General features: G+C 48.5%; 27 protein-coding genes and 3 pseudogenes. 21 read left to right on the forward strand and 9 right to left on the reverse strand.

Features of this window, described 5'->3' with window-relative positions; translation table 11 throughout:
* Positions 1-90: 90 nt before the first annotated feature.
* Positions 91-855, forward strand: a complete 765-nt coding sequence (locus L466_RS17770) for a siderophore-interacting protein (protein WP_032680231.1) — start codon at positions 91-93, stop codon at positions 853-855.
* On the opposite strand, the gene L466_RS17765 is transcribed toward L466_RS17770, so the two are convergent.
* Both L466_RS17765 and L466_RS0122270 read right to left on the reverse strand, forming a co-directional pair.
* On the reverse strand, positions 856-2,025 hold the full coding sequence (locus tag L466_RS17765) for a coiled-coil domain-containing protein (protein ID WP_032680232.1): 1,170 nt from the start codon (positions 2,023-2,025) through the stop codon (positions 856-858). It abuts the gene before it with no gap.
* A 271-nt stretch (positions 2,026-2,296) separates the two neighbouring features.
* Positions 2,297-2,791: pseudogene (locus L466_RS0122270) on the reverse strand (helix-turn-helix domain-containing protein); the annotation flags it as partial.
* Here L466_RS0122270 and L466_RS22925 point away from each other — a divergent pair.
* A pseudogene (locus L466_RS22925) lies at positions 2,771-3,120 on the forward strand (terminase large subunit domain-containing protein); the annotation flags it as partial. The pseudogenes L466_RS0122270 and L466_RS22925 overlap by 21 nt on opposite strands.
* A 344-nt stretch (positions 3,121-3,464) precedes the next feature.
* On the opposite strand, the gene L466_RS22735 reads toward L466_RS22925, so the two are convergent.
* On the reverse strand, positions 3,465-4,340 hold the full coding sequence (locus L466_RS22735) for a TIR domain-containing protein (RefSeq protein WP_050594859.1): 876 nt from the start codon (positions 4,338-4,340) through the stop codon (positions 3,465-3,467).
* Positions 4,341-4,649: 309 nt separating this feature from the next.
* Positions 4,650-5,435 carry a hypothetical protein gene (locus L466_RS17760; protein WP_032680234.1) on the reverse strand — a complete coding sequence of 262 codons (786 nt, stop codon included), beginning with the start codon at positions 5,433-5,435 and terminating at the stop codon, positions 4,650-4,652.
* 64 nt (positions 5,436-5,499) lie between these two features.
* On the opposite strand from L466_RS17760, the pseudogene L466_RS17755 reads away from it, so the two are divergent.
* Both L466_RS17755 and L466_RS23575 read left to right on the forward strand, forming a co-directional pair.
* Positions 5,500-6,108, forward strand: a pseudogene (locus tag L466_RS17755) (hypothetical protein); the annotation flags it as partial.
* Between the two features lie 38 nt (positions 6,109-6,146).
* Complete coding sequence (locus L466_RS23575) at positions 6,147-6,512, forward strand: hypothetical protein (protein ID WP_155962746.1); 366 nt, start codon at positions 6,147-6,149, stop codon at positions 6,510-6,512.
* Between the two features lie 58 nt (positions 6,513-6,570).
* Here the strand turns inward: L466_RS23575 and L466_RS23905 are convergent, their stop codons facing one another.
* Positions 6,571-6,705, reverse strand: a complete 135-nt coding sequence (locus L466_RS23905; protein WP_255320647.1) for a hypothetical protein — start codon at positions 6,703-6,705, stop codon at positions 6,571-6,573.
* A 177-nt stretch (positions 6,706-6,882) separates the two neighbouring features.
* Here L466_RS23905 and L466_RS0122285 point away from each other — a divergent pair, with 177 nt between their 5' ends.
* Positions 6,883-7,530, forward strand: a complete 648-nt coding sequence (locus L466_RS0122285) for a hypothetical protein (RefSeq protein WP_155962748.1) — start codon at positions 6,883-6,885, stop codon at positions 7,528-7,530.
* 422 nt (positions 7,531-7,952) lie between these two features.
* On the opposite strand, the gene L466_RS17750 is transcribed toward L466_RS0122285, so the two are convergent.
* From L466_RS17750 to L466_RS17735, 4 genes are all read right to left on the reverse strand, one after another.
* Positions 7,953-9,302 carry an AAA family ATPase gene (locus L466_RS17750; protein WP_032680236.1) on the reverse strand — a complete coding sequence of 450 codons (1,350 nt, stop codon included), beginning with the start codon at positions 9,300-9,302 and terminating at the stop codon, positions 7,953-7,955.
* Between the two features lie 86 nt (positions 9,303-9,388).
* Positions 9,389-10,426, reverse strand: coding sequence for a phage integrase (locus L466_RS17745; protein ID WP_032680238.1), 1,038 nt, complete (start codon positions 10,424-10,426; stop codon positions 9,389-9,391).
* Positions 10,427-10,429: 3 nt separating this feature from the next.
* Positions 10,430-11,323: a BRCT domain-containing protein gene (locus L466_RS17740; RefSeq protein WP_032680239.1), complete on the reverse strand. Its 894-nt coding sequence runs from the start codon at positions 11,321-11,323 to the stop codon at positions 10,430-10,432.
* Between the two features lie 11 nt (positions 11,324-11,334).
* Positions 11,335-11,961: a phage repressor protein CI gene (locus tag L466_RS17735; protein ID WP_032680240.1), complete on the reverse strand. Its 627-nt coding sequence runs from the start codon at positions 11,959-11,961 to the stop codon at positions 11,335-11,337.
* Positions 11,962-12,062: 101 nt separating this feature from the next.
* On the opposite strand from L466_RS17735, the gene L466_RS17730 reads away from it, so the two are divergent.
* From L466_RS17730 to L466_RS17670, 16 genes are all read left to right on the forward strand, one after another.
* On the forward strand, positions 12,063-12,299 hold the full coding sequence (locus L466_RS17730; protein ID WP_032680241.1) for a hypothetical protein: 237 nt from the start codon (positions 12,063-12,065) through the stop codon (positions 12,297-12,299).
* A gap of 35 nt (positions 12,300-12,334) precedes the next feature.
* The gene (locus L466_RS17725) at positions 12,335-12,844 is read left to right on the forward strand and encodes a phage regulatory CII family protein (protein ID WP_032680242.1); all 510 of its coding nucleotides are present in this window, start codon (positions 12,335-12,337) and stop codon (positions 12,842-12,844) included.
* A 7-nt stretch (positions 12,845-12,851) separates the two neighbouring features.
* Positions 12,852-13,052: a phage filamentation protein Fil family protein gene (locus L466_RS22930; protein ID WP_071993118.1), complete on the forward strand. Its 201-nt coding sequence runs from the start codon at positions 12,852-12,854 to the stop codon at positions 13,050-13,052.
* Entirely contained in the window at positions 13,016-13,357 is a 342-nt protein-coding gene (locus L466_RS17720) for a DUF5347 family protein (RefSeq protein ID WP_032680244.1), read from the forward strand. The genes L466_RS22930 and L466_RS17720 overlap by 37 nt, the downstream gene beginning before the upstream one ends.
* Positions 13,358-13,423: 66 nt before the next feature.
* Entirely contained in the window at positions 13,424-13,657 is a 234-nt protein-coding gene (locus L466_RS17715; protein ID WP_032680246.1) for a DUF2732 family protein, read from the forward strand.
* Complete coding sequence (locus L466_RS17710; protein WP_032680248.1) at positions 13,657-13,884, forward strand: TraR/DksA family transcriptional regulator; 228 nt, start codon at positions 13,657-13,659, stop codon at positions 13,882-13,884. Before L466_RS17715 ends, L466_RS17710 begins: the two co-directional genes overlap by 1 nt.
* Entirely contained in the window at positions 13,881-14,738 is an 858-nt protein-coding gene (locus tag L466_RS17705; RefSeq protein ID WP_081750640.1) for a DNA adenine methylase, read from the forward strand. Before L466_RS17710 ends, L466_RS17705 begins: the two co-directional genes overlap by 4 nt.
* A gap of 20 nt (positions 14,739-14,758) precedes the next feature.
* Positions 14,759-15,685, forward strand: a complete 927-nt coding sequence (locus tag L466_RS0122290) for a baseplate assembly protein (RefSeq protein ID WP_369797144.1) — start codon at positions 14,759-14,761, stop codon at positions 15,683-15,685.
* Positions 15,678-16,283, forward strand: a complete 606-nt coding sequence (locus tag L466_RS17700) for a phage tail protein I (RefSeq protein ID WP_032680249.1) — start codon at positions 15,678-15,680, stop codon at positions 16,281-16,283. Before L466_RS0122290 ends, L466_RS17700 begins: the two co-directional genes overlap by 8 nt.
* A complete protein-coding gene (locus L466_RS17695) occupies positions 16,280-17,629 on the forward strand; it encodes a phage tail protein (protein WP_032680251.1) in 1,350 nt (449 codons plus the stop codon). The genes L466_RS17700 and L466_RS17695 overlap by 4 nt, the downstream gene beginning before the upstream one ends.
* Positions 17,626-17,811: a hypothetical protein gene (locus tag L466_RS22740; RefSeq protein ID WP_050594862.1), complete on the forward strand. Its 186-nt coding sequence runs from the start codon at positions 17,626-17,628 to the stop codon at positions 17,809-17,811. The genes L466_RS17695 and L466_RS22740 overlap by 4 nt, the downstream gene beginning before the upstream one ends.
* Complete coding sequence (locus L466_RS17690; RefSeq protein ID WP_071993095.1) at positions 17,808-18,014, forward strand: tail fiber assembly protein; 207 nt, start codon at positions 17,808-17,810, stop codon at positions 18,012-18,014. Before L466_RS22740 ends, L466_RS17690 begins: the two co-directional genes overlap by 4 nt.
* A gap of 60 nt (positions 18,015-18,074) precedes the next feature.
* Complete coding sequence (locus L466_RS17685; RefSeq protein ID WP_032680252.1) at positions 18,075-19,160, forward strand: acyltransferase family protein; 1,086 nt, start codon at positions 18,075-18,077, stop codon at positions 19,158-19,160.
* Positions 19,161-19,311: 151 nt separating this feature from the next.
* Entirely contained in the window at positions 19,312-20,484 is a 1,173-nt protein-coding gene (locus tag L466_RS17680; RefSeq protein WP_032680253.1) for a phage tail sheath protein, read from the forward strand.
* 9 nt (positions 20,485-20,493) lie between these two features.
* Positions 20,494-21,009 (forward strand): phage major tail tube protein, encoded by a 516-nt coding sequence (locus tag L466_RS17675; protein ID WP_032680254.1) that lies wholly within the window; start codon positions 20,494-20,496, stop codon positions 21,007-21,009.
* Positions 21,010-21,064: 55 nt separating this feature from the next.
* Complete coding sequence (locus L466_RS17670) at positions 21,065-21,367, forward strand: phage tail assembly protein (protein WP_032680255.1); 303 nt, start codon at positions 21,065-21,067, stop codon at positions 21,365-21,367.

The following is a 21,367-nucleotide window of genomic DNA, read 5'->3' on the forward strand; positions in this document are numbered from 1 at the left end:
TCTAAAAGATCTTGCATTCTTGCTGATTAGCAATCATTATCATTTAAAATTGATTTAGATATATCGTATTCACCTGAGAAGGGTCTCACCATGACATCCACCCGTTACCCACAACGTGTTCGTAATGATCTCCGTTTTCGCAAGCTGGACGTGCTTCGCGTTGAGCGTGTCAGCGCAGGTTTCCAGCGCATTGTTTTAGGCGGCGAGGCGCTGGAGGGCTTTAGCTCTCGCGGTTTCGACGACCACACAAAAGTGTTTTTCCCGGCCCCGGGGGCGACCTTTGTACCACCGGTTGTTACCGATGAAGGTATCGACTGGGGCGACGGTGTGCGTCCGCAGGCGCGAGACTATACACCTCTGTACGATGCCGAACGGCATGAGCTGGTGCTCGATTTCTTCATACACGATGGCGGCGTTGCCAGTCACTGGGCGACAGAGGCAAAAGTGGGTGACACGCTCACGATTGGCGGCCCGCGCGGTTCGCTGGTTGTGCCGGAAGATTATGCCTGGCAACTGTACGTGTGCGATGAATCCGGCATGCCCGCGCTGCGCCGTCGCCTGGAAAGCATCGCAACACTGCCGGTTCGCCCGGACATTCATGCGGTGGTGACGGTCGGTGATGCGTCGTATCAGGACTATCTGGCCCATCTGAGCGCGTTCAACATCACCTGGGTTGTCGGCCACAGCGAACAGGCGGTGGCCGAGCGTCTGGCGGCGTTGACGGTGCCTGCGGAAGATTATTTTATCTGGCTGACCGGGGAAGGGAAGGTGGTGAAAAACCTGAGCCGTCAGTTTGAAACCGACGCAATCGACCAGCAGCTGGTGCGTGCCAGTGCATACTGGCACGCTAAATAATCAGGCTGCGGACTCCAGCTGCGCTTCGCTCACCTGATGTTCGAGCGAGGCGCGAACGTCGTGCAGCGCCTTCTCCTGCTGGGCAAAGTAGGTTTCCATATTGCTTAGCGACGAGACCAGCAGCCAGGACTCCTCTTTCTCCAGCTCCGCCAGCTCGTTCACTAACGTGTCAATCTGCTCGCGAACCTGCGCCATTTTTTTGCGGATACGTTCCAGATCGTTCAGCCTGTCGCTGGCCATCAGCGGCTCAAAGCCCTGCTGCAGACGTGCCACCAGCGAACGAATGGCTTTAACGTCACCACGCTGTTTGGCTTGGTTGAGTTGCACCATCATCGCGTTGGCTTCTTCTTTCAGATCGTCAGCGACCAGGTCCGGATGGCAGAGCTTGCTCGCCTGACGCCAGAGACGCTTCAGTTCGTTCTGATCTTCCTCGGAGAGGTTCTTGCCTTTACGCAGACGCATTTCGGCATCGTGATGCTGCTCGCGGTATTTCTCGTACTCTTCATTGGCTTCGTCGCGCGCCTGACGTGCAGGCTCTTCTTCGCGCGTTAAGCCACTCTCCAGCTCCAGCGCTTCGGCCAGCAGGTTAGCAATCAGATTGCTTTGCTGCTGCAGTTGCTTACGCGCCTCGGCGGCCTGTACGGAATCCGCAGGCAGATCGCGCCAGCGCTGGGTCAGCATCGCCAGCACCTCCACCGCCTGCGCCATATAGCGCTGGCAGCGACGGTAATCTTCCTCACGTCGACGCGCCTCCGCCTGCTGACGTCGCAGGTTCAGCTCCGCCAGCGTTTTACGCAGGGCGAGGATCTGCTGCATCAGCGGTCCGAGGCGGGAGAAATAGAGATCGTTGAATTCATCGAGCTGTTGCACGCGGGCATTGCGACGGTCAATCAAATCCCTGAGGCGCTCTTCCAGCGCTTTCAGCTCCATCTTGCTGGCCGCCACCTGCGGGTCACGCCATTGCGTCATGGCGCGCTGGCCCTGTAGCCAGGCAGCGATCGCCGCCATGGCAACGGTATAGTTTTTCTGCTCAAGCGCCGCGACGATTGCCTGTAGCTCATCGTCAAACGCTTCATTTTTCAGCCGTGTCAGCTGGCTCTGGATGATGTCGTCGTCTTCCAGCTCAATCGCATTTTTTATGATTTCTAGCCGTTTGATCGGTGTGCTCATGATGCCTTTCGCTTTGGCGCTTAAGTATTTGAGTTAAGGTTAATTGTTGTAAACGCTACAGGAAATAATACACACGGATGATGATCGGCGCGATGGGGGATTTCTTTAGTTTTTAGGGTTTGTGAAGAAGAGTGGCACGAACAGGAAGCCGAAAGGCTGGCGGGGGAGCGTTGGCCCCGGTTCTTGTTCTGCCAGTCCTGAAGGAATACCTAAGGCTGAATGCCCTGCATAGCGAAATCGAATGATGCTATACGTACCATACGACCCGCCATCAGTTCACCTCGCTGTAGATGCCCACCACACGGCTCAGTGTTTTTATCTCATCGATACCGCATTCAAAGGGGACTTTGCCGCCCGCGACGTGGAGTTTTTTCCCCGGCAGCAGGGTTAAATCACGAAGACTGATAGTGCCTTCAATCTCAACCAGCCATAGCCCGTCGGTTAATGGCGCCCCTTTTTCAACAAAGTGGAGCTTTGCCTCAGACCGGACTGCGATACCGCGAGTGAGCGGTTTGCTAAAGAGATGTGAATCGATACTCAAAGTGGAATTTTCTTCCAGCTGACCATCACTGAGAGTGAATGTAACAACAGCAACGGGATCGCCAGGTGCAGGGTTACCTTCAAACTGGGCACCTTGTCCGGTCATCAACCAGCGCAGGCTGGCCCCTGTGTCCAGTGCACATTGTACCGCGAAGTCGTAGGAGATGGTGCCGCGCGCGTAGCGGTTCTGAAGGGAACTGGCGGCAATATTGAGGTGCCGCGCAAGAATGCCAAGTCCACCGTGGCCGCCATGCTGGCTAACTGGTTTCTGGTGATGGAGAAGGGCCAGCAGGATATCTACACGGCTGCGGTGAGCCGGGATCAGGCCCGAATCGTGTTCGACGATGCCCGCCAGATGTGCCTGCTGTCAAAACCGCTAAAAAAGCGCGTCAGTATTCAGGCGCATAAGGTCATTTTCCCGAAGAGCAACAGCCTGTTAAAGCCGCTGGCGGCAAAACGGCCACCATTGAGGGGACTAACCCCAGCTTGGCGATTGTCGATGAATACCACCTTCACCCGGATAACGGCGTTTATTCCGCGCTTGAGCTGGGTATCAAACCCAACAAGAAGAAGTCTTCCAACAAGATTGACCCAGCAGTATCAGCGCTAATGGCAATTGGAACATTTCAGGCTGAGCATGAGGATTTTGTATTTGAGACGAGTGTGAGCCATAAAAAAAGGTTGGCGAGATTTAACGGTATCTGATAGATGGTAAAACGACAAATACAACGTATTATCGGACCATGGGCGTGATTATTTTGGCGTCCGCTAGAACCAATTTTGGAAGGAAGTGACTAAGCATAAAATGAGCTTGTTGATAATATTTTTATGAAAAAAATACCAAAAATCAATGTATTAAATGGTTAATGAATCAGGCACACGATGTGTGCCTGATTATATCAGTTAGTTTGTCTAATTAATCTTCTCGAACGGAGCCTTTTAGCGCCGCCGTAACTACTAGATAAGTAATTTATTGGCCGTTTAAGAACTTCGATTGATTTTCTTAATTCAGAAAGATTTATATCTGTCGAAAGCTCCAATTCAAGCACTGTTGTTTCCAGATCCTTTAGTCTATCCACGGCATCACTAATGACGTCTGGCAATTCTCCTGAAAGATCTTTATTAACATTGGTTAAAATATAATCTAAATAATCTTTAGGTAAAATTGCTTCAGGAGAGCGCAACAGTTGATGATTGGTTCGGCTAAGATCTAATAATTCTTCAAAGATTTTAGAGAATCTCTCTAGATCTGCTGATTTTCCTGTGCCTTGTTTAGTTGCTGGCTGCTCAACTACCTCTTGAGGAATATCCTTCAAATTTTGCTCTAAATTTGGCCACCAAACTTCAAATATCTTACTTAACCTCTCATTATCAAGGGTCTGCTCACCACAGGAGGTGTTGATGGACATCATCAGTTTATAGATGTCATCTTTTTCATGCCGAGTTGACTGATATTGTAAGAGTGGTCCATTGACATCTGATGGATTCATTCGAAATAGAAAAGGGCTGACCTTGCTTTTATCAACACTTTTTCCTAATGCACCAGCTTCAAAATTGATCCATGGTGCGTGAATATTCTGTTTTGTAAGACAAATAATACCATAAGATGATTTATCAAGTTCTGTCGCTATGTCACTGGACCATCTGGTCCCTTTGTCAATATCTTCTGAAGAAACATAAGGCTCAACGGCTTGAATAACACTAGGTATCCAGCCCCTTAGCACTTTTGCAACACGATGACTTGTATCGCCAGACCAACTTATGAATACGTTCATCAAGAATCCTGCTTTTGTAAAATTGGGAGGTGTGTAGCAATGGCAAGGATATTTACAAAGATACTCCTGATTACTTAACTACGGTATCCTATAGGTATCCTGGCTGAAGTGTCACTTAAAGAATTTTTCTGTAACTCATTGAAAAATTTGGTGGCCCCTGCTGGACTTGAACCAGCGACCAAGCGATTATGAGAACCATAACAGGCAAAGTAAAAACAATAAGTTAGCGTAAAATCAGTTACTTAAAAAACCAATGTCCACCTATATATGCCAATATCATTAAGTTGTTGCGACACTCTTGCGACACTTTTAGATTGCCTTGCTTTCAAGCGATATCGTGTAGTGATAATTGATTTCTGGTATTAATTCAAGATTGTTATATTTGAATATACAGACTGAACCGTCTCTTAAAGATAAGGCAAATGCTTTGTCAGATACAGAAGATATATATCGAAACTGTGTTCCAGGTGTTGATTTACATTGAGTGTCTGATTTAACTATGAAGGTATTTTTACCTTGTTTAATCTTTTGGGAGTTTATCACGCCCCAAAAATAGCTCGTTACAGGGACAATGCACAAGCAAAATATTACTAATCTCCTGTATTTAATGTTTGAAAAGAACGAAGTGTTTTCAATGATTATATAAATAATAAAGAAGGTTAACGGAATAGGTACGCCGATTTTTAATACATCTAACCAAGGGAAATCTTCTGATGATGGGCGGGGAGGTATTGTTTTAAAACTATAGATAGCTCCTATGACTCCTATTATAGCAAATATAAAACTAGCTATAAGACTAGACATCAGCTTAACTTTTTCATAGTTTTTTATGTATGAGGACAGATACGCATCTATAATTTCTTCAATTCTTGTTTTTAGCCTAATCCAAACTTCAGCGACTATAACGGCCAAAACCACTATAACAAAAGGAATAGTCAGGTTATAAATAATCGAAGGGATCAAGTCTGTTAAAGAGGCGAATTGCAATATGTCAATGTCAAATGCCGTCCAAAATGTCCATGAGTAAATAAAAGAATTTCCTAAAGCATACGCGCATGCAAGCGCCCATAATGTTATTTTTAGTTCTATATTCATAATCTTTTTACCAAAGGATTGAGTAATAGAGCTTATTCTAAATGATTTGGGGCAAAATGAGCATATCCAGCCTGGCGAACAGCTGCAACAGCAGCGTGCGGAAGTGTCGCAGCGCGTTACCCAGGCGGGTGACTGGGTGAGGCAGACAGACCAGACGATCAGTGAAACTTCTATGGCACGCGTGGTTCAGGCCGATACAGAACAGCGGGAGCTGGTCAGCCGCGAAACCACGGTTAAGGCCACGGATAAAATTACCGTGCTGGGCACGTCCACACTGCTGGCCGGAGCCATTCAGCAGGTATGCACGGGTGATTACAGCCAGGCAGTAAATAACCGCGTGGCGAGTATCGGCGGCAATGATGAAACGGACATTGCCGGGAGCCAGACCATCACAACGGGTAAAGACCTGATCGAGAAAATCGGCCAGATACGTAAAAGCGTGGCGGCAGTACAACAGCAGATTATTGCCCCGGTAGTGTGGATTGGCTCTGGCACAATCAACGTGGCGCAGCTGATGCTCGACACGCTCGACGTGGTGAAAGAGCTGGCAGAGCAAACGGCAAGCCACACGCACAGCAATACGGGAGCACCGACCAACGCGGAAGCCATCCGGAACACCGGAACAAAAGCGGACACGCTGAACGGCAAATACTCCCCGGTGATTGGCAAGTAAACCTGTCCAGAACATTACCCGCGAAAGCGGGTTTTTTTATGCCCTTCATCCCCTGCCGGGGATATCTCTTTTCTTTCCTCACAAGCGGCTATCGCTGCGCGCTGCCAGCGGCGCTGTACCGCGTTCAGTCTTTTGAGGCGCTCAGAGCCACCCTTAAAACAGATCGTGCGCACAGCAGAGCGCTGGCGCGTCACAGCATGGCAAAAAAAATCTTTCGCAGACCAAAATCGCACTACACCGCACCCGCCTGCGGTTTTTGGATCATAAAAATTTTTCAGTTTTATTTTTCTACAAACCAGACCGCCAGACCGCGCCAGTGCTGGCGGCTTTGCGTAAAGCCAGAACTGAAAAGATTGAAAAGAATTTCAGTGTTTTTCAGTTTTATGGATCTGCGGAGGATCTAACGAAAACGCAACCAACAGATAAGTAAGGGAATTTTCTATTTTATGTGAGGAAGGAAGATCAAGTGGCGCGATAGGCGGCAGACAAAGAAAAACCTGCAAAGCCGTGGTTGGTGCGGGTTTGAACCGAGATCAGCATTTTAAAAAGACTGAAAAAATTTTCAGTATTATTCGAACCAAATTGTGTGTAATTCATTCAGCAATGCCCGATGGTAATCAAGATTCAATGCTAATTTTCATTACACGATAGCAAGCCACATCTTTATGAAATCGTATTCAGATTACAACCTGATTGAGAGTTTAATATACTATTTCTAATTAGTGCCTTCGCGCTGTAAATTAATACTATCTTTGGGAATTTTGGTTACGGTAAATGCAAATTATTAAAAAATGGTGGGCAGTACTTGCTGTAGTGGCATCTTCTTTGTTCATGGTGGCAACTATGGACTCCAAGCAACTCATTGATAATTATAATCTTGCTAAAGAATGGGTTATGTCTAGTCCGACACTTGAAGGCTCATGGTCCTCCTCTTATCCAGGAGAAGATTTTGAAGGCTTGTCTGAAAATAAGTGGATTGAATCGCCAGAGCAAATAGTTGTTGAAGTTTCTATAAACGGACGTGATGTTTCCGGAATCATATCAACGCCTCAGATTAGAGAGTTCATCGATAATACCCCTCAAATGGTAGATTATTTTATGCTTGAAGGCCATCGAACATTGTTCAGCCACTCCTTTGAAGCAAGAGCCTTTGAATACATTGGCGGTCACAAATATATTTTTGCGGAATTAAGTTTTACCCTGGAAGATGGGCGGCTTTTGATGGCTGATCAAAGTCCCGGAAAGAGTAAATTTGTGCCCCCAGAAACTACACTCCTAAAGCGGTCAGAAACATCATTTGACGAGCGCTTGCAACCTCATCTTGACAACTATGCAGAAGAAAAGGCGAAAAAGCTCATTCCGATGATTAAAAAGCTTCAGCAGGAAAATCAGAGGAATGGTGATAGAGGCGCTGATAGATGAGCTTGTAATAGCAACTGCTGCGACACTTTTGCGACACTCAAACATCAATAAACAAAAAGGCCACTCGCGAGAGTGGCCTAACTGTATGTATTTACTGCTTAAATTTGGTGGCCCCTGCTGGACTTGAACCAGCGACCAAGCGATTATGAGTCCCAAGCTGAAGTCTTATAAAACAATAAGTTACTTTGTTTTCAGATAGTTGCTGCATCGAATAATGCCAAATATGAAAGCATAGTGAATAGCTCTGCTGCCACTTTGCTGCCAATTCCTAAAACCTAAAATTTTCGTAAAGCACATTAACTTTAGAACTGTCATTAATTCAATATTATTAATGTAATATTTTTAAATTTGCTCTTGTAAGTTAGAACCCACTGTACATTAAGTGGATTCTAACTATACAATTCTTTAATTAGCAAAGATTATTATTTACACATCTCAATGAGTAACTCGATTGATGTCCTCAATTCCTGCTCTGTGAAAGTATTCCCAGAATCTGGATGATGGATGCAGTTTCTAACATATGTGCAAAGTGTATCATACGTAATTGTATTATGACCTGATTGCTTTGCATGTTTAGAAGGATCGTATTTAATGTGAGATTTTATGAAAGTATCACAGTCCTTAACTTTATTTTTTCCTTCCTTATCTTGAAGCCATCCGTAGAGCTCAATATGGTAATCATTTGAAACCACATCGAAAGCTAAGTACGTTGTTTCAGCATTGGTTACTGAAGGTAACACTGATGGGGCATTAATATGCTGACAGTTTATTAAGCCATTTCTTTCTACTAAAGTGATAACAAGATTATTAATAGTATCAATTAAAGCTTCTTTGAGAACATGATCTGAGTGTGTGGCGAAAATTATTTGAGCAGTTTGTTGTCCACTCATTGAGAATAATTTTTTGTAGTAGCTGAATATTTTTCTTTCCCACTTAGGATGCATACTCAACTCAGGTTCATCAATCATGACTGATGCACCATTTAGTATGCTTGTATTCCTCAGTAAAAATGCACCTCTGAATACAACTTGCTTTTCGCCAGTGCTTAGTTTATCAACTGGAATTAGTTTGTTATTCTTTTTAAATAGGATAGTTTTTTCATCATCAATATCATCAACGTGCCCATATTTAATCTTTTCAAAAAAATTGTCAAATGCATTTTGAAATCTAAATAATTTTGAGGTTTTAAAGAATACATCCCAAGGCTTAGGGGTATTGCCTAACGTTTTATTTTCTTCTACATATGCTGAGTTGTCTTGATTTACAATATCAATTATAAGCTGTTTTAGTGAGGTAAAATCCTCAACTGTATCAATGTCGTGCTTGCTTTTATCAAGCTCACTGATGGTGGTTGAAGTTATTTTTTGTGTTTTATAATCTGCGCGCGCTCTGGAATATACGCAGCCATAATTTCTCAAATCTTTATTGTCTGAACCTATACTACTAGCATCGTACATTCTATCATATGTTATGGGATGGATTTCGCCATTTGGTGTGATTATATTGAAAAAGTTTTTCGTGTATGTAATTCCGCTATTATTTGCAGTTCTATATATGTCACTATTAACCTCATACTCGATGTAATCAAAATATTCATATGAACCGTAATTTAAAAAGGTACTAATTGATTCAAGAATTGTTGATTTACCTGTTCCATTTTCACCCGCTAAAAGTATAGTATTGTATACTTTTCCTGTTTTAGGGTTGATGAAATCTAATGTCAGATCACCTAATACTGGATGATTTACCCATTTTATCTTTCTAAGATTCATTTCTTAATCCGTTTTAGTATTTTAAAGAGTTTGCATTATAAATTGGCTGTTAATGTCTTCACAAAGCTGAAGCCTCTGTTTAAATTTTAGGATTTTGCTTTGGTTAACAACTCTATCTGATTCAGAGGATTGAGTAACATTGCTTCGGACAAATGATCCGGTGCAAAATGTGCATACCGCATCGTGACCTTGATGTCGGTGTGTCCCAATATCCGCTGAAGTACAAGTACGTTGCCGCCGTTCATCATGAAATGAGACGCAAAGGTGTGGCGCAAAACATGCGTTAGCTGCCCGGCAGGCGTCTCGATCCCGGCTCTCTGCAATGCCTTTCTGAAAGCTGAATAGCAAGGTTTAAAGAGCATTTGCGCATCCCTGATTGATGGTAAATCAGCCTGTAATTTTTCAGTTATCGGCACCGCCCGATTTTTCTTGCCTTTCGTTTTTACATATATGATCTGACCGACGCGGATTTGGTTTCCCTTCAGCCCTTCGGCCTCACTCCATCGCGCCCCTGTTGCCAGACAGATTTTCACAATAGTTGTGAGATCTTTAGATCGGCTTTTCTCACATTCGGAGAGTAGGGTTTTGATTTCCTCAATGGTGAGATATGCCATCTCTGATTCGCTGATCTTAAACTCGCGTACATTCTCCAGAGGGTTCGGTGCTATCCAATCATCAAGCCTTTTCAGTTCGTTAAACATGGCCCGGAAATAGGCTAGCTCAAGATTAACTGTGCGTGGGGTAACGGACTTCACACGATCTGAGCGGGTGATTTTTCCGCTTAATCGTTGCTCGCGGTAGGTTGCAAAAAGCTTTGCGTTGAACTCAGTCGCTAAAGGGTTGCCCATAGCCAAGCAGGCAAACTCCATCGCCCCCTTTCGTTTCACTCCATCTGACAGAGTCACGCCGTGAGCATTGAACCATGTTTCAACGAGATCAGTGACTCGGCGTCTGTCCACCTTCTCACCCAGCCAGGGCTTTTCTTGAGACTGCTCTTTCAGGTGGCGCTCAAATGCTAATGCTTCCCCTTTGGTAGCAAACTGGCGGCGCACTCGCCGCCCATCTCGCCCATTAGGAAAAACCTGTGCCTGCCATTTTCCATTACTTAATTTATTTACTGCCATGGCTTAGCCTTGTTCTGCTGCGCGCATTAGGCTCTGCCAGTGTTCCTCGCTAAGGATTTTAAGGGGGGTGCCTTTGTTGTCTCGATAATCGATGGCCTGCTCAATTTTTCTGCCGAAACTCTGAAATTTCCAATCCTTCGAGCTGAGTGCTCCGATGATGAGGTAGTCTAAATCTTGGGTTACCCGATCGGATATTGTGCATCCGAGTTTAACTAGATCTGCTTCACACTGACGGCGTGAACCGCAAAGGAACTTACCTGTGAGGCACACTTTGCTATCTTCCAGGTAAAACTGGTCGATGAGATCGACGGGGGATGTTGTGGAATATCCATCCACAATACCCTCTGAAATATTAGAGCCAGTGAATGCTGTGATTTCTTCCAGAAGCGATACTCTCTCATCCTCTGTAATGACGCCATCAGACAGGATTGACTGAACTATTGAATATAAATGTTTGCCTGGATAATTGCTTTTGAGGGCGGCGTTTGTGGATAGGAACCAGTTAAGATAGCCGATTTCTTCATCACTCAGATGATAATCAGACGCCATCCCTTTGCATAAGCCTTCCAGAAGATGTTTGTCTGAATCCGTCGAATAGAGGTCAATGTTTGGCGTATCCATCAAACCGCGCTGCATTTCGAGTAAGAGTTCTTTCAAATCATCCAGCTCGCTTTGTTCCACAATGCCGTCAGAAAGGATGTCAGAGATTTTTTCTCTTATGCAATTTACATAGTAGTTCTGTGAGAGAACCTCTGATTCCAGCAGCCATGTATCAAGAAAAATCATTTCCTTCTCGCTGATTTTTCCATCACAGGTCATTCCCTCAATAATATTAATGAGGTTAGCAATAGCTTTGTCTCTGTTTTGTGAGTAATTAAATGCGCTGAACTGACTCATATTCAATCTCCTTATTCTATAAACTCAGTTATACCAATTACTTTGCCCAAAATTTTAATGTCGTCTGCTTGGCACTCAAATGACGATGGCCCGCTTTCGACCCGCAATCTTCCACCAGGCAAACGATATAACTCCCTGATACTCACTAGGCCATCAATCTCAACTACCCATTTTCCATCGTTAATTACATTGAATGCTCTTTCTACGACGAACACCGATTGGTCATTTTTGATAAAAAAAGCATCGCTTACATGATCAGGAAGCAAGTCAGAGCTTAGAGATACCTCAATTGGGTTTTCCAGTTTCCCATTTTTAATGGTTGTTAGCTCAAGTTGAGATGGTTGTGATGCGTTGAGTGAAGCGAACATTGGCCCTTTGCCTGTCAGCAGCCACTCAAGCTTTGCACCTGTTTCAAGATTACAGATAACAACCCAATCATTGGGCATGGTATCCCTTAAGTACCTGTTAGCTAAGGTACTTTGTGATACGCCAAGATGATTACAAAGAGAGATTTTTGTACTGAATCCATAAGCCTCCATTATGCGATCAATGGTCTCTTTGCCACCCTTGTTACTCTCGATGACTAAGCGTGTCTCTTTGGTTGATTCACTAATGGAGATTTTTTTGATTGTTGACATTCTCTAAATGAGATCCTAGTATCTTGGTTGTTGATATGTTGTATAGCGTTCAATAACACCAAATAGTGAAGATTTGGTGTCAAACCGAGAGATAGTGCATCATGAATCGAAATTTTTCAATGCGCCCTAGCATCAATCTTGTGGTGTCTGAGCCTTACATCACACTGGATGAGTTCTGCCGTCGTACTGGCTATAAGCCAAGCTATGCCCGCCAGATGATCCGTGAAAACCGCCTGCCAATTAGAAAGAAAGCGGGTGTTAACAGCCTCATCGAAATCAACATGTTCGCTTTGACGATGGAAGCAGCCCAGGGCTGTGAAATCGCAATGCAAGCTTGATAGTTCCATTTTGAGATAAGAAAAGGAATTACGACATATTTGATTATCGCGTTTCTAAACATCCGCACTTTAATGAAGCCTGCCGGGCCTTTGCTTTACGTCACAACATGGCAAAGTTGGCAGAGCGTGCAGAAATGAACGTTCAGACACTGCGCAACAAGCTGAACCCGGAACAGCCGCACCAGCTCACCGCGCCGGAAATCTGGCTGCTTACCGATCTCACTGAGGACTCAACTCTAGTTGATGGCTTTCTGGCACAGATTCACTGCCTGCCGTGTGTCCCGTTGAACGAAGTGGCAAGCGAGAAGATGCCGCATTACGTGCTGAATGCTACAGCAGAGATCGGGCGTGTTGCTGCCAGCGCAGTCTCTGGCGAGCCACAAACCACCGCCAGCCGTCGGCAGGTGATCGACAGCATCAACTCTGTTACTCGTTTGATGGCGCTGACGGCTGTTTCTATGCACGCCAGGCTGCAGGCAAGCCCGGCAATGGCAAGTGCGATTGATACCGTGACGGGTCTGGGCGCTTCATTTGGTCTGATTTGAGGTGCTTATGCTGAATAACGAACCGTCATTTGCATCAATACTTGTTAAGAAAAGCCCAGGAATGCACTTTGGCCATGGCTGGATTGCAGGTAAAGATGGCAAGCGTTGGCACCCGTGCCACTCGCAGGCTGAATTGCTGGCTGACCTGTCAACCATCAAACAGGGGAAACCATGGCTATTGAAGGTGCTACAGCGACTCGCACGATAAGCCCAGGTGAACGCTATGAAGGGTTGAACCACATAGCGGAATTAAGGGCAAAGGTATTTGGAATTAACATTGAGTCAGAGCTTGATCGGTTTATTAACGAAATGAGCGACCCACGGGACGCAAATAATAAACAGAACAAGCGCGCATTAGCCGCCATATTTTTCATGGCTAACATTCCGGCAGAGCGTCACGGCGTCAAAATTAGTGAGCTGACGACTGACGAAAAGCGGGAGCTGATAAAGGCAATGAATCATTTTCGTGCAGTGGTGAGCTTATTTCCAAAACGGCTAACCATGCCGAATTAAACCAAAACAGAAATTAATGGCGTAAACCCGCCGGGCTTCTTATTGCCCAAATTCAGGAGAAACACAATGCGAAATATTGAAACCCTAACCACCAAAACCGAACCAGATGATGCCGGGCTTAATCTGATGTTGACTACGGCGCGCATGGAAGAACGCCGGGGACGCGCTGATGTATTTGCTGCTCATCTGGAAAAGCTGGCGGTGCATATCACTCGCGGCAAACTCAACGGCACCGAAGCTGCAGAGCTGCTGCGTAACGCTGCTGAAACCATCCAGAACGAAGCGCAGGAGATCCACTGATGGCTGATTCAATGGACCTCGTGCAGCAGCGCGTGGAAGAAGACCTCCAGCGCCACATCCACAACGCCCGCGCCAAAGTACCGGGCTTTTCCCGTGTTCTCTGCATTGATTGCGATGCACCGATCCCGCCAGCTCGCCGCCGCGCCATTCCGGGCGTGCAGTGCTGCATCACTTGTCAGGAAATCGCTGAACTGAAAGGCAAGCACTACAACAGAGGTGCGGTATGAGCACCATCCTGAAATGGGCGGGCAATAAAACCGCTGTCATGCCTGAGTTGATGCAGCACCTGCCTGCCGGTTCTCGACTGGTTGAGCCGTTTGCAGGTTCTTGCGCTGTGATGATGGCGACAGACTATCCTCATTATCTTGTCGCGGATATTAACGCCGACTTAATCAACCTTTATCAGAAAGTTGCGCAGCACACTGAGGCGTTAATTGCATGTGCGCTGGTATTTTTCAGTGAAGACAATAACGCTGAAAGTTATTACCAGCATCGCCTGCGATTCAATACCGATACGACGCTGACCGCGCTGGAGCGCGCGGCACTGTTTGTATATTTGAATCGTCATTGTTATCGCGGGCTGTGCCGTTACAACTTGAGCGGGCAGTTTAATGTTCCGTTTGGTAACTATAAAAAGCCCTATTTCCCTCACGCTGAAATCCTCACCTTTGCGGAAAAGGCCCGCCGGGCCACGTTCATCTGCGCCAGCTATGACGAAACACTGGCAATGCTGCAGGCAGGTGATGTGGTTTACTGCGATCCACCGTACGACGGCACTTTCACTGCATATCACACTGCGGGCTTTAACGAGGATGACCAGTATCACCTGGCCTCAATTCTTGAGTGCCGCTCATCAGAAGGGCACCCGGTTGTCGTTTCAAACAGTGACACCTCGCTGACGCGTTCGCTTTATCGCAACTTCAACCTTCACGGCATCATGGCCAAGCGGAGCATGGGCGTTGACGCGGGGGAGCGTAAGTCCGCAGAGGAAATTATTGCTGTATCCAGGGGGCTGCGATCTCGCCGTACTCATTCCTGCCTTGCACGGGTTTGCCCTGGAATTGATGAGGCTAGGGCGTGACGGCAAGCAAATCTGTATCCTTGGCTCAACAAACGGCTGGCGGCTCAAAAGAGGCCGCCGGGATTTTTTCCTGGAGCGCCCCGAAAAAAGCAGTTAATCCATACCTTGACCCGGCAGAAGTAGCGTCGGGTTCAGCACTTTCAAACCTGATCACTCTGTACGCTGCCGACAACGAGCAGGAGCAACTGCGTAGTGAGGCACTGAGTGATGAGGTTTGGGAGCGTTATTTCTTCAATGAGTCCCGCGATCCTGTCCAGCGAGAAATGGAGCAGGATAACCTCATCAGCCGGGCAAAAATGGCCCGTGAGCAGCTCGCCGCCAACTGCAATGTGAAGCGCCTGCTTGTGACGCCTGCCGATGATAACGCCGTGCCACCTGTCCCGGCGGTGTACGAGTCTGACGAAGAACTGCGCCCGCGTATCCCGGAAGCCTTTGAAGGGCTGTCTGTCGCCGGGCCAATAGCGGCTTATGAGTTTCATGCCAAAAGTGCGGACGGGCGCGTGGCGGATGCCAGCGCAACCAGCCCGGCCCCGGCGGAGGTGGTGCTTACCGTCCTGAGTCGTGAGGGGGACGGCACGGCAGGCGCTGATCTGCTGGCGGTGGTTGATAAGGCGCTGAACAGCGAGAGCGTGCGCCCTGTGGCTGACCGTCTGACGGTACGCAGCGCTGAAATCATCCCGTACAGCGTGTTTGCCACGATCTTTATTTATCCGGGGCCGGAGGCGGAGCCGGTAATGGCAGAGGCCAGCGCCAGTCTGCAGAAATACATCGCCAGCCAGACACGCCTGGGGCGGGATATTCGCCTTAGCGCCATCTATGCTGCCCTGCATGTTGAGGGGGTGCAGCGCGTTGAGCTGGCCTCCCCGCTGGATGATGTGGTGCTGGATAAAACCCAGGCGGCCTCCTGCACAGCGTGGAGTGTGACCAACGGGGGAACCGATGAATAGCCTGTTGCCGCCGGGTTCGTCAGCGCTTGAGCGCCGCCTGGCGCAGAGCTGCAGCGGTATTTCCGATCTGCAGGTGTCGCTGCGCGACCTGTGGAACCCCGCGACGTGCCCGGTCCGTTTTCTGCCGTATCTGGCCTGGGCGTTTTCCGTAGATCGCTGGGACGAAAGCTGGACGGAGAGCGTTAAGCGCCGGGTGGTGCAGGATGCGTTTTATGTCCATCAGCGCAAAGGAACAACCAGCGCCGTGCGCCGTGTGGTGGAGCCATTCGGCTTTCTGATCCGCATCCTGGAGTGGTGGCAGACCAATGAGGCCCCCGGCACGTTCAGGCTGGATATTGGCGTGCAGGACCAGGGCATCACGGAGGAAACATATCTGGAGCTGGAGCGCCTGATCTGCGATGCGAAGCCATGCAGCCGCCACCTGATCGGCATGTCCATCAACCTGCAGACCAGCGGCCCGTATTGGGTGGGGGCGGGGACCTATATCGGGGAAGAAATCACCATCTATCCGTACATCAACGAAACCATTGTTTCCGGCGGTGCCCTGTATGAGGGCGGCGCGGTACATGTTATTGACACAGTGAGAGTGAACCCATGAGCGCAAAATTTTATACCCTGCTGACGGAAATCGGCGCGGCGAAACTGGCAAGCGCCGCCGCGCTCGGCGTGCCGTTGAAAATTACCAAAATGGCGGTGGGTGATGGCGGCGGTGTGCTGCCGACACCTAACGCACAGCAGACGACGCTGGTTGCTGAAAAGCGCCGTGCCGATCTCAATATGCTGTACATCGACCCGCAGAACAGCAGCCAGATTATTGCAGAGCAGGTTATTCCCGAAACGGAGGGCGGTTGGTGGATTCGTGAGGTTGGCCTGTTCGATGAGACAGGCGCGCTGATTGCCGTTGGCAACTGCCCGGAGAGTTATAAGCCGCAGCTGGCAGAGGGCAGCGGGCGCACACAGACGGTGCGCATGGTACTGATCACCAGTAGCACCGATAATATCACCCTGAAAATTGACCCGGCGGTGGTGCTGGCAACCCGCAAGTATGTGGATGACAAGGTGCTGGAGTTAAAGCTGTACGTGGATGACCAGATGGCAAAGCATATCGCTGCCGCTGACCCTCACACGCAGTATGCACCAAAGGCCAGCCCGACGTTAACCGGCACGCCAAAAGCGCCGACGGCAGCGGCAGGGAGTAATACTACTCAGCTTGCCACCACGGCGTTTGTTCAAGCGGCGATCTCGGCTCTGAGTTTATCGGATGAAAAGTTTTTGGGTCGCCTCCTGAATGTCCAGACTTTCACCTCTTCGGGGACTTATACCCCGACTAAAGGGACAAAAACGATCATTGTTGAGGCGCAGGGAGGTGGCGGTGCAGGTGGTGGCAGTTCTGCAACCACATCAGGGAATGTGAGTTTGGGATCGGGAGGGGCTGAGGGGTGTTATGGTAAATTGCTTTTTACTGGCCTGGGAGCCAGTTACTCCGTGACGATTGGAACCGGAGGGAAAGGTGTTGTTGGAGGCAATGGCGGCGGCGGCGGAACGACTTCATTTGGCAGTCTTCTTTCTGCTGGTGGGGGATATGGTGGCGGCCGGATGAATGATGGGGCCAGCGTTTCAGTCATCGGTATTGATGGGTCAACCTTGCCAACACCACCAACAGTGACGGGCGCTAATCTTTTCTCAAGCGGTTATGCGGGGACGTTTTATTTTGCCATCCGACTAAGCACTGCTTACGCAGTAGGTGGAGTTACGGGAATGGGCGGGCGCTCTTTTTTTGGCGCAGGTGGTGGATCTGGCACAGGTTCTGGAGCCGGGGCTAATGCTGTTGCATACGGCTCAGGTGGTTCTGGTGCTAAAAGCTGGATAGCGGGTGGGGCTGATGTTGCATATGCAGGCGGCAGTGGGGCAAATGGGATTGTCGTTGTGTGGGAGTACTCATGATGAATTTTTATGCGGTCATTGATAGTGCGGGCTTGGTTCTCAATACCATTCAATGGGACGGGGTGTCAGAGTGGGATTGCCCTGCTGGCATGGAAGTCGTTGCCTGTAATTCTGACAATTGTGTGATTGGCAGCTTTTTACACCGCCAGCAGAGTCTGAGCAATCTGGTGTTGATGCCATGATGGAGGCAGAGCAGACAAAAAGCGCTTTGCTAACCGACTGCACCATGATTATTGATACATTACAGGATGCTGCCGATCTCAAAATGGCGAATGAAGCAGAAAAAGAACTGCTTCTGAAATGGAAAGCTTACCGTGTAATGCTTCGGCGTGTAGATGTAAGTCTCGCGCCGCATATCTTATGGCCAGATAAACCGATGGCATAAGTTGGGCATTCATCTTCTGGTTTGGTAGATTATGCGCATAGAGCATTTTGAGACTTGGTTATGCGTATTCAATCAATTGACTATTTACGTGGTTTGATGTCACTGAGTATTGTGATTTACCACTTTTCGACGCAGTTCACCACTTGGGGCATGACAGATTCCAGCACTGTTTTAGGGCGGCTGGGGATTTATGCTGTGACGGCATTTTATGTTATCAGTGGAATGGCACTTTATCTTGCGCATCGTAAAGATAAATGGACCGTCCCTCAGTATGGAGTATTTATCTTACGGCGATTTTTAAGGCTCGCCCCGGTATATTGGGTTCCGCTCATTGTTTATACTGTTTTTTGTTTTCAGTATTATAACGGCTTTGTTATAGATGGCTGGAAGTATTTTCAGAATATATTTCTCATTTTCGGTCTTACTAATCCCACCGAATATATGATTATGGGGGGCTGGTCCATTGGCAATGAGGTTGTGTTTTACTTACTGTTCCCTATCTTTATTTTGATGGCAAATAATAAAATGTTGTCCGTTTTGCTACTTTCTGCATCAGCGGCTTTGCTCGTTTATTGCGCATTTTATTTTATAGACCCAACGGCCACACTCTCTAAACAATGGGCAATCTATATTGATCCAATGAATCAGGTGTACTACTTTTCCCTTGGGGTGCTTGCCGCAAAATGGCTTTTGCCGCATGTTGGGGAAAAAAGAAAAATAATAGTCCTGGCTGCATTGTTATTGTTCATAGCCTTTGTGTGTTACCCCGCAAGTGGTGATCAGATTAATATTATTACAAGTTCGACAAAGATCGTTTTTAGTCTTTTAATATTAGGGCTGTGTTCAGCGTTTTTTCTTGTTGGGGATTTGCAGAGCATTAAACCTTTGCATCTACTGTTAAAATTCTTAGGCGATGTATCCTATCCGTTATATTTGCTGCATGGGGTTTCGTTTCTTTATTTCAGAAAACTTATTGTTACGCCGGGAATGACCGATCAACAACTTATTTTATCTGGTCTCGGACTGCTGGGGCTATTGCTGATTCTATCCTGGCTCTGCCATATCGGTATTGAAAAGCCAATCATCAGGATGAGTAAGCGTTTATCGACCAGCAAAGCACAGAATAACTTAAAAACGTCAGCCTAAATTCTGAGAAGCACGTCCACTTGTCATGGGCGTGCATTTTCAATCCTCGTCATCCTCACATTGTACCAACTACCACACAAAGCCCTGCACGTGCGCCACGCACGCAACCACCAGAACATAGACGCACCCCTGTAAACCGGAGAAATGCCTTATGGCTCAGGATTACCACCACGGGGTGCGCGTTGAGGAAATCAACGAGGGCACCCGCACCATTACCACGGTGAGCACCGCCATTGTGGGAATGGTCTGTACCGGGGACGACGCCGATCCGTCTGTGTTTCCCCTCAATAAACCTGTCTTACTGACTGATGTGCTGACTGCCAGCGGCAAAGCGGGCGAGTCCGGCACGCTGGCCCGATCGCTTGATGCAATTGCCGACCAGGCCAAACCTGTCACCGTGGTTGTCCTCGTGGAACAGGGCGAAACCGAAGCGGAAACCACCACCAACATCATCGGCGGCGTGACCTCTGACGGCAAAAAAACGGGTATCAAGGCGCTGTTGTCTGCGCAGTCGCAGCTGGGCGTTAAGCCGCGCATCCTCGGCGTGCCGGGCCATGACAACCAGGCGGTGGCGACTGAACTGCTGGGCGTGGCGCAGAGTCTGCGCGGGTTTGCGTACCTGTCCGCCTACGGCTGCAAAACTGTGGAAGAAGCGATCACCTATCGTGAAAACTTCAGCCAGCGTGAGGGGATGCTGATCTGGCCTGATTTCATCAACTTTGACACCGTGCTGCAGGCCGATGCCACCGCGTTTGCCACGGCCCGCGCCCTGGGCCTGCGCGCCAAAATTGACGAACAGACCGGGTGGCACAAAACCCTGTCCAACGTCGGCGTGAACGGTGTCACCGGACTGTCTGCGGATGTGTTCTGGGATCTGCAGGACCCGGCAACGGATGCGGGGCTGCTGAACCAGAACGACGTCACCACGCTTATCCGCAAAGACGGCTTCCGTTTCTGGGGTTCCCGCAGCCTTAGCGACGATCCGCTGTTCCAGTTTGAAAGCTACACCCGCACGGCGCAGGTGCTGGCTGACACCATGGCAGAGGCGCATATGTGGGCGGTGGATAAGCCGCTTAACCCGTCGCTGGCCCGCGACATTATCGAAGGTATCCGCGCCAAAATGCGCAGCCTGGTGAGCCAGGGCTATCTCATCGGCGGTGACTGCTGGCTGGATGAGGCCGTGAACGATAAGGACACGCTCAAGGCCGGGAAGCTGCTGATCGATTACGACTACACGCCAGTGCCACCACTGGAAAATCTGCTGTTACGCCAGCGCATCACTGACCAGTACCTGATGAACTTTGCCAGCCAGGTCAGCGCATAAGGGGGCATCATGGCTTTACCACGTAAGTTAAAACACCTGAACCTGTTCAACGACGGGAACAACTGGCAGGGGATCGTTGAGTCCCTGACCCTGCCGAAATTCACCCGCAAGTTTGAGAAGTATCGCGGCGGCGGCATGGCTGGCGCGGTGGATGTGGACATGGGGCTGGATGACGGCGCGCTGGACACGGAATTTTCTATTGGCGGGATGGAGTCGCTGATCTTTAAGCAGCTCGCCAAAACCACCGCCGACGGCGTGCAGTTGCGCTTTACCGCGTCCATCCAGCGTGATGACACCGGAGAAGTGTGGGCCGTGGAGCTGGTTGTGCGCGGACGTCATAAAGAAATTGATTCCGGCGAACTGAAAACCGGGGAGAGCAACACTACCAAAGTCAGCAGCACCAACAGCTACGCCAAACTGACCATTAACGGCGAAGTGCTCTATGAGGTCGACACGATCAATATGGTTGAAATCGTGGACGGCGTGGACCTGATGGAGGCGCACCGTCGCGCCATCGGCCTCTGATAACCCCTAACGGCGCGGGCTTCCGCGCCCTGTTTTTCGATGTAAGGACATGAAAATGAGCGACAAAGTAAACGAAAAAACCGTGGTGCTCGATACGCCAATCCTGCGCGGTAAAAGCGAAATCAAAGAGGTGGTGCTGCGTAAGCCGCAATCCGGTGCACTACGTGGCACCCGCCTGCAGGCCATTATGGATATGGATGTGAGCGCGATGATGACCATCATTCCGCGTATCTCCAGCCCCACGCTGACCCCACAGGAAATGGCTGAGCTGGACCCGGCGGACCTCACCGCTATGTCCGTGGAGGTGGTCACTTTTTTGTTGAAGAAGTCGGTGCTTGCCGATTTGCCGACAGCCTGA

The sequence above is a fragment of the Enterobacter sp. BIDMC 30 genome, from assembly GCF_000534355.1.
Classification (GTDB): Bacteria; Pseudomonadota; Gammaproteobacteria; order Enterobacterales; family Enterobacteriaceae; genus Enterobacter; species Enterobacter ludwigii.

Coding starts and splice junctions, on each gene's coding strand:
- L466_RS17700 (WP_032680249.1), top strand. CDS start 15,678: ATGAATAGCCTGTTGCCGCCGGGTTCGTCAGCGCTTGAGCGCCGCCTG.
- L466_RS17730 (WP_032680241.1), top strand. CDS start 12,063: ATGAATCGAAATTTTTCAATGCGCCCTAGCATCAATCTTGTGGTGTCT.
- L466_RS17740 (WP_032680239.1), bottom strand. CDS start 11,323: ATGAGTCAGTTCAGCGCATTTAATTACTCACAAAACAGAGACAAAGCT.
- L466_RS22930 (WP_071993118.1), top strand. CDS start 12,852: ATGCTGAATAACGAACCGTCATTTGCATCAATACTTGTTAAGAAAAGC.
- L466_RS23575 (WP_155962746.1), top strand. CDS start 6,147: ATGCCCTTCATCCCCTGCCGGGGATATCTCTTTTCTTTCCTCACAAGC.
- L466_RS22740 (WP_050594862.1), top strand. CDS start 17,626: ATGATGAATTTTTATGCGGTCATTGATAGTGCGGGCTTGGTTCTCAAT.
- L466_RS17685 (WP_032680252.1), top strand. CDS start 18,075: ATGCGTATTCAATCAATTGACTATTTACGTGGTTTGATGTCACTGAGT.
- L466_RS17760 (WP_032680234.1), bottom strand. CDS start 5,435: ATGAATATAGAACTAAAAATAACATTATGGGCGCTTGCATGCGCGTAT.
- L466_RS17710 (WP_032680248.1), top strand. CDS start 13,657: ATGGCTGATTCAATGGACCTCGTGCAGCAGCGCGTGGAAGAAGACCTC.
- L466_RS17675 (WP_032680254.1), top strand. CDS start 20,494: ATGGCTTTACCACGTAAGTTAAAACACCTGAACCTGTTCAACGACGGG.
- L466_RS17750 (WP_032680236.1), bottom strand. CDS start 9,302: ATGAATCTTAGAAAGATAAAATGGGTAAATCATCCAGTATTAGGTGAT.
- L466_RS17670 (WP_032680255.1), top strand. CDS start 21,065: ATGAGCGACAAAGTAAACGAAAAAACCGTGGTGCTCGATACGCCAATC.
- L466_RS17690 (WP_071993095.1), top strand. CDS start 17,808: ATGATGGAGGCAGAGCAGACAAAAAGCGCTTTGCTAACCGACTGCACC.
- L466_RS17715 (WP_032680246.1), top strand. CDS start 13,424: ATGCGAAATATTGAAACCCTAACCACCAAAACCGAACCAGATGATGCC.
- L466_RS17770 (WP_032680231.1), top strand. CDS start 91: ATGACATCCACCCGTTACCCACAACGTGTTCGTAATGATCTCCGTTTT.
- L466_RS17705 (WP_081750640.1), top strand. CDS start 13,881: ATGAGCACCATCCTGAAATGGGCGGGCAATAAAACCGCTGTCATGCCT.
- L466_RS0122285 (WP_155962748.1), top strand. CDS start 6,883: ATGCAAATTATTAAAAAATGGTGGGCAGTACTTGCTGTAGTGGCATCT.
- L466_RS17680 (WP_032680253.1), top strand. CDS start 19,312: ATGGCTCAGGATTACCACCACGGGGTGCGCGTTGAGGAAATCAACGAG.
- L466_RS17720 (WP_032680244.1), top strand. CDS start 13,016: ATGGCTATTGAAGGTGCTACAGCGACTCGCACGATAAGCCCAGGTGAA.
- L466_RS17695 (WP_032680251.1), top strand. CDS start 16,280: ATGAGCGCAAAATTTTATACCCTGCTGACGGAAATCGGCGCGGCGAAA.
- L466_RS22735 (WP_050594859.1), bottom strand. CDS start 4,340: ATGAACGTATTCATAAGTTGGTCTGGCGATACAAGTCATCGTGTTGCA.
- L466_RS23905 (WP_255320647.1), bottom strand. CDS start 6,705: ATGAATTACACACAATTTGGTTCGAATAATACTGAAAATTTTTTCAGT.
- L466_RS17745 (WP_032680238.1), bottom strand. CDS start 10,426: ATGGCAGTAAATAAATTAAGTAATGGAAAATGGCAGGCACAGGTTTTT.
- L466_RS17765 (WP_032680232.1), bottom strand. CDS start 2,025: ATGAGCACACCGATCAAACGGCTAGAAATCATAAAAAATGCGATTGAG.
- L466_RS17735 (WP_032680240.1), bottom strand. CDS start 11,961: ATGTCAACAATCAAAAAAATCTCCATTAGTGAATCAACCAAAGAGACA.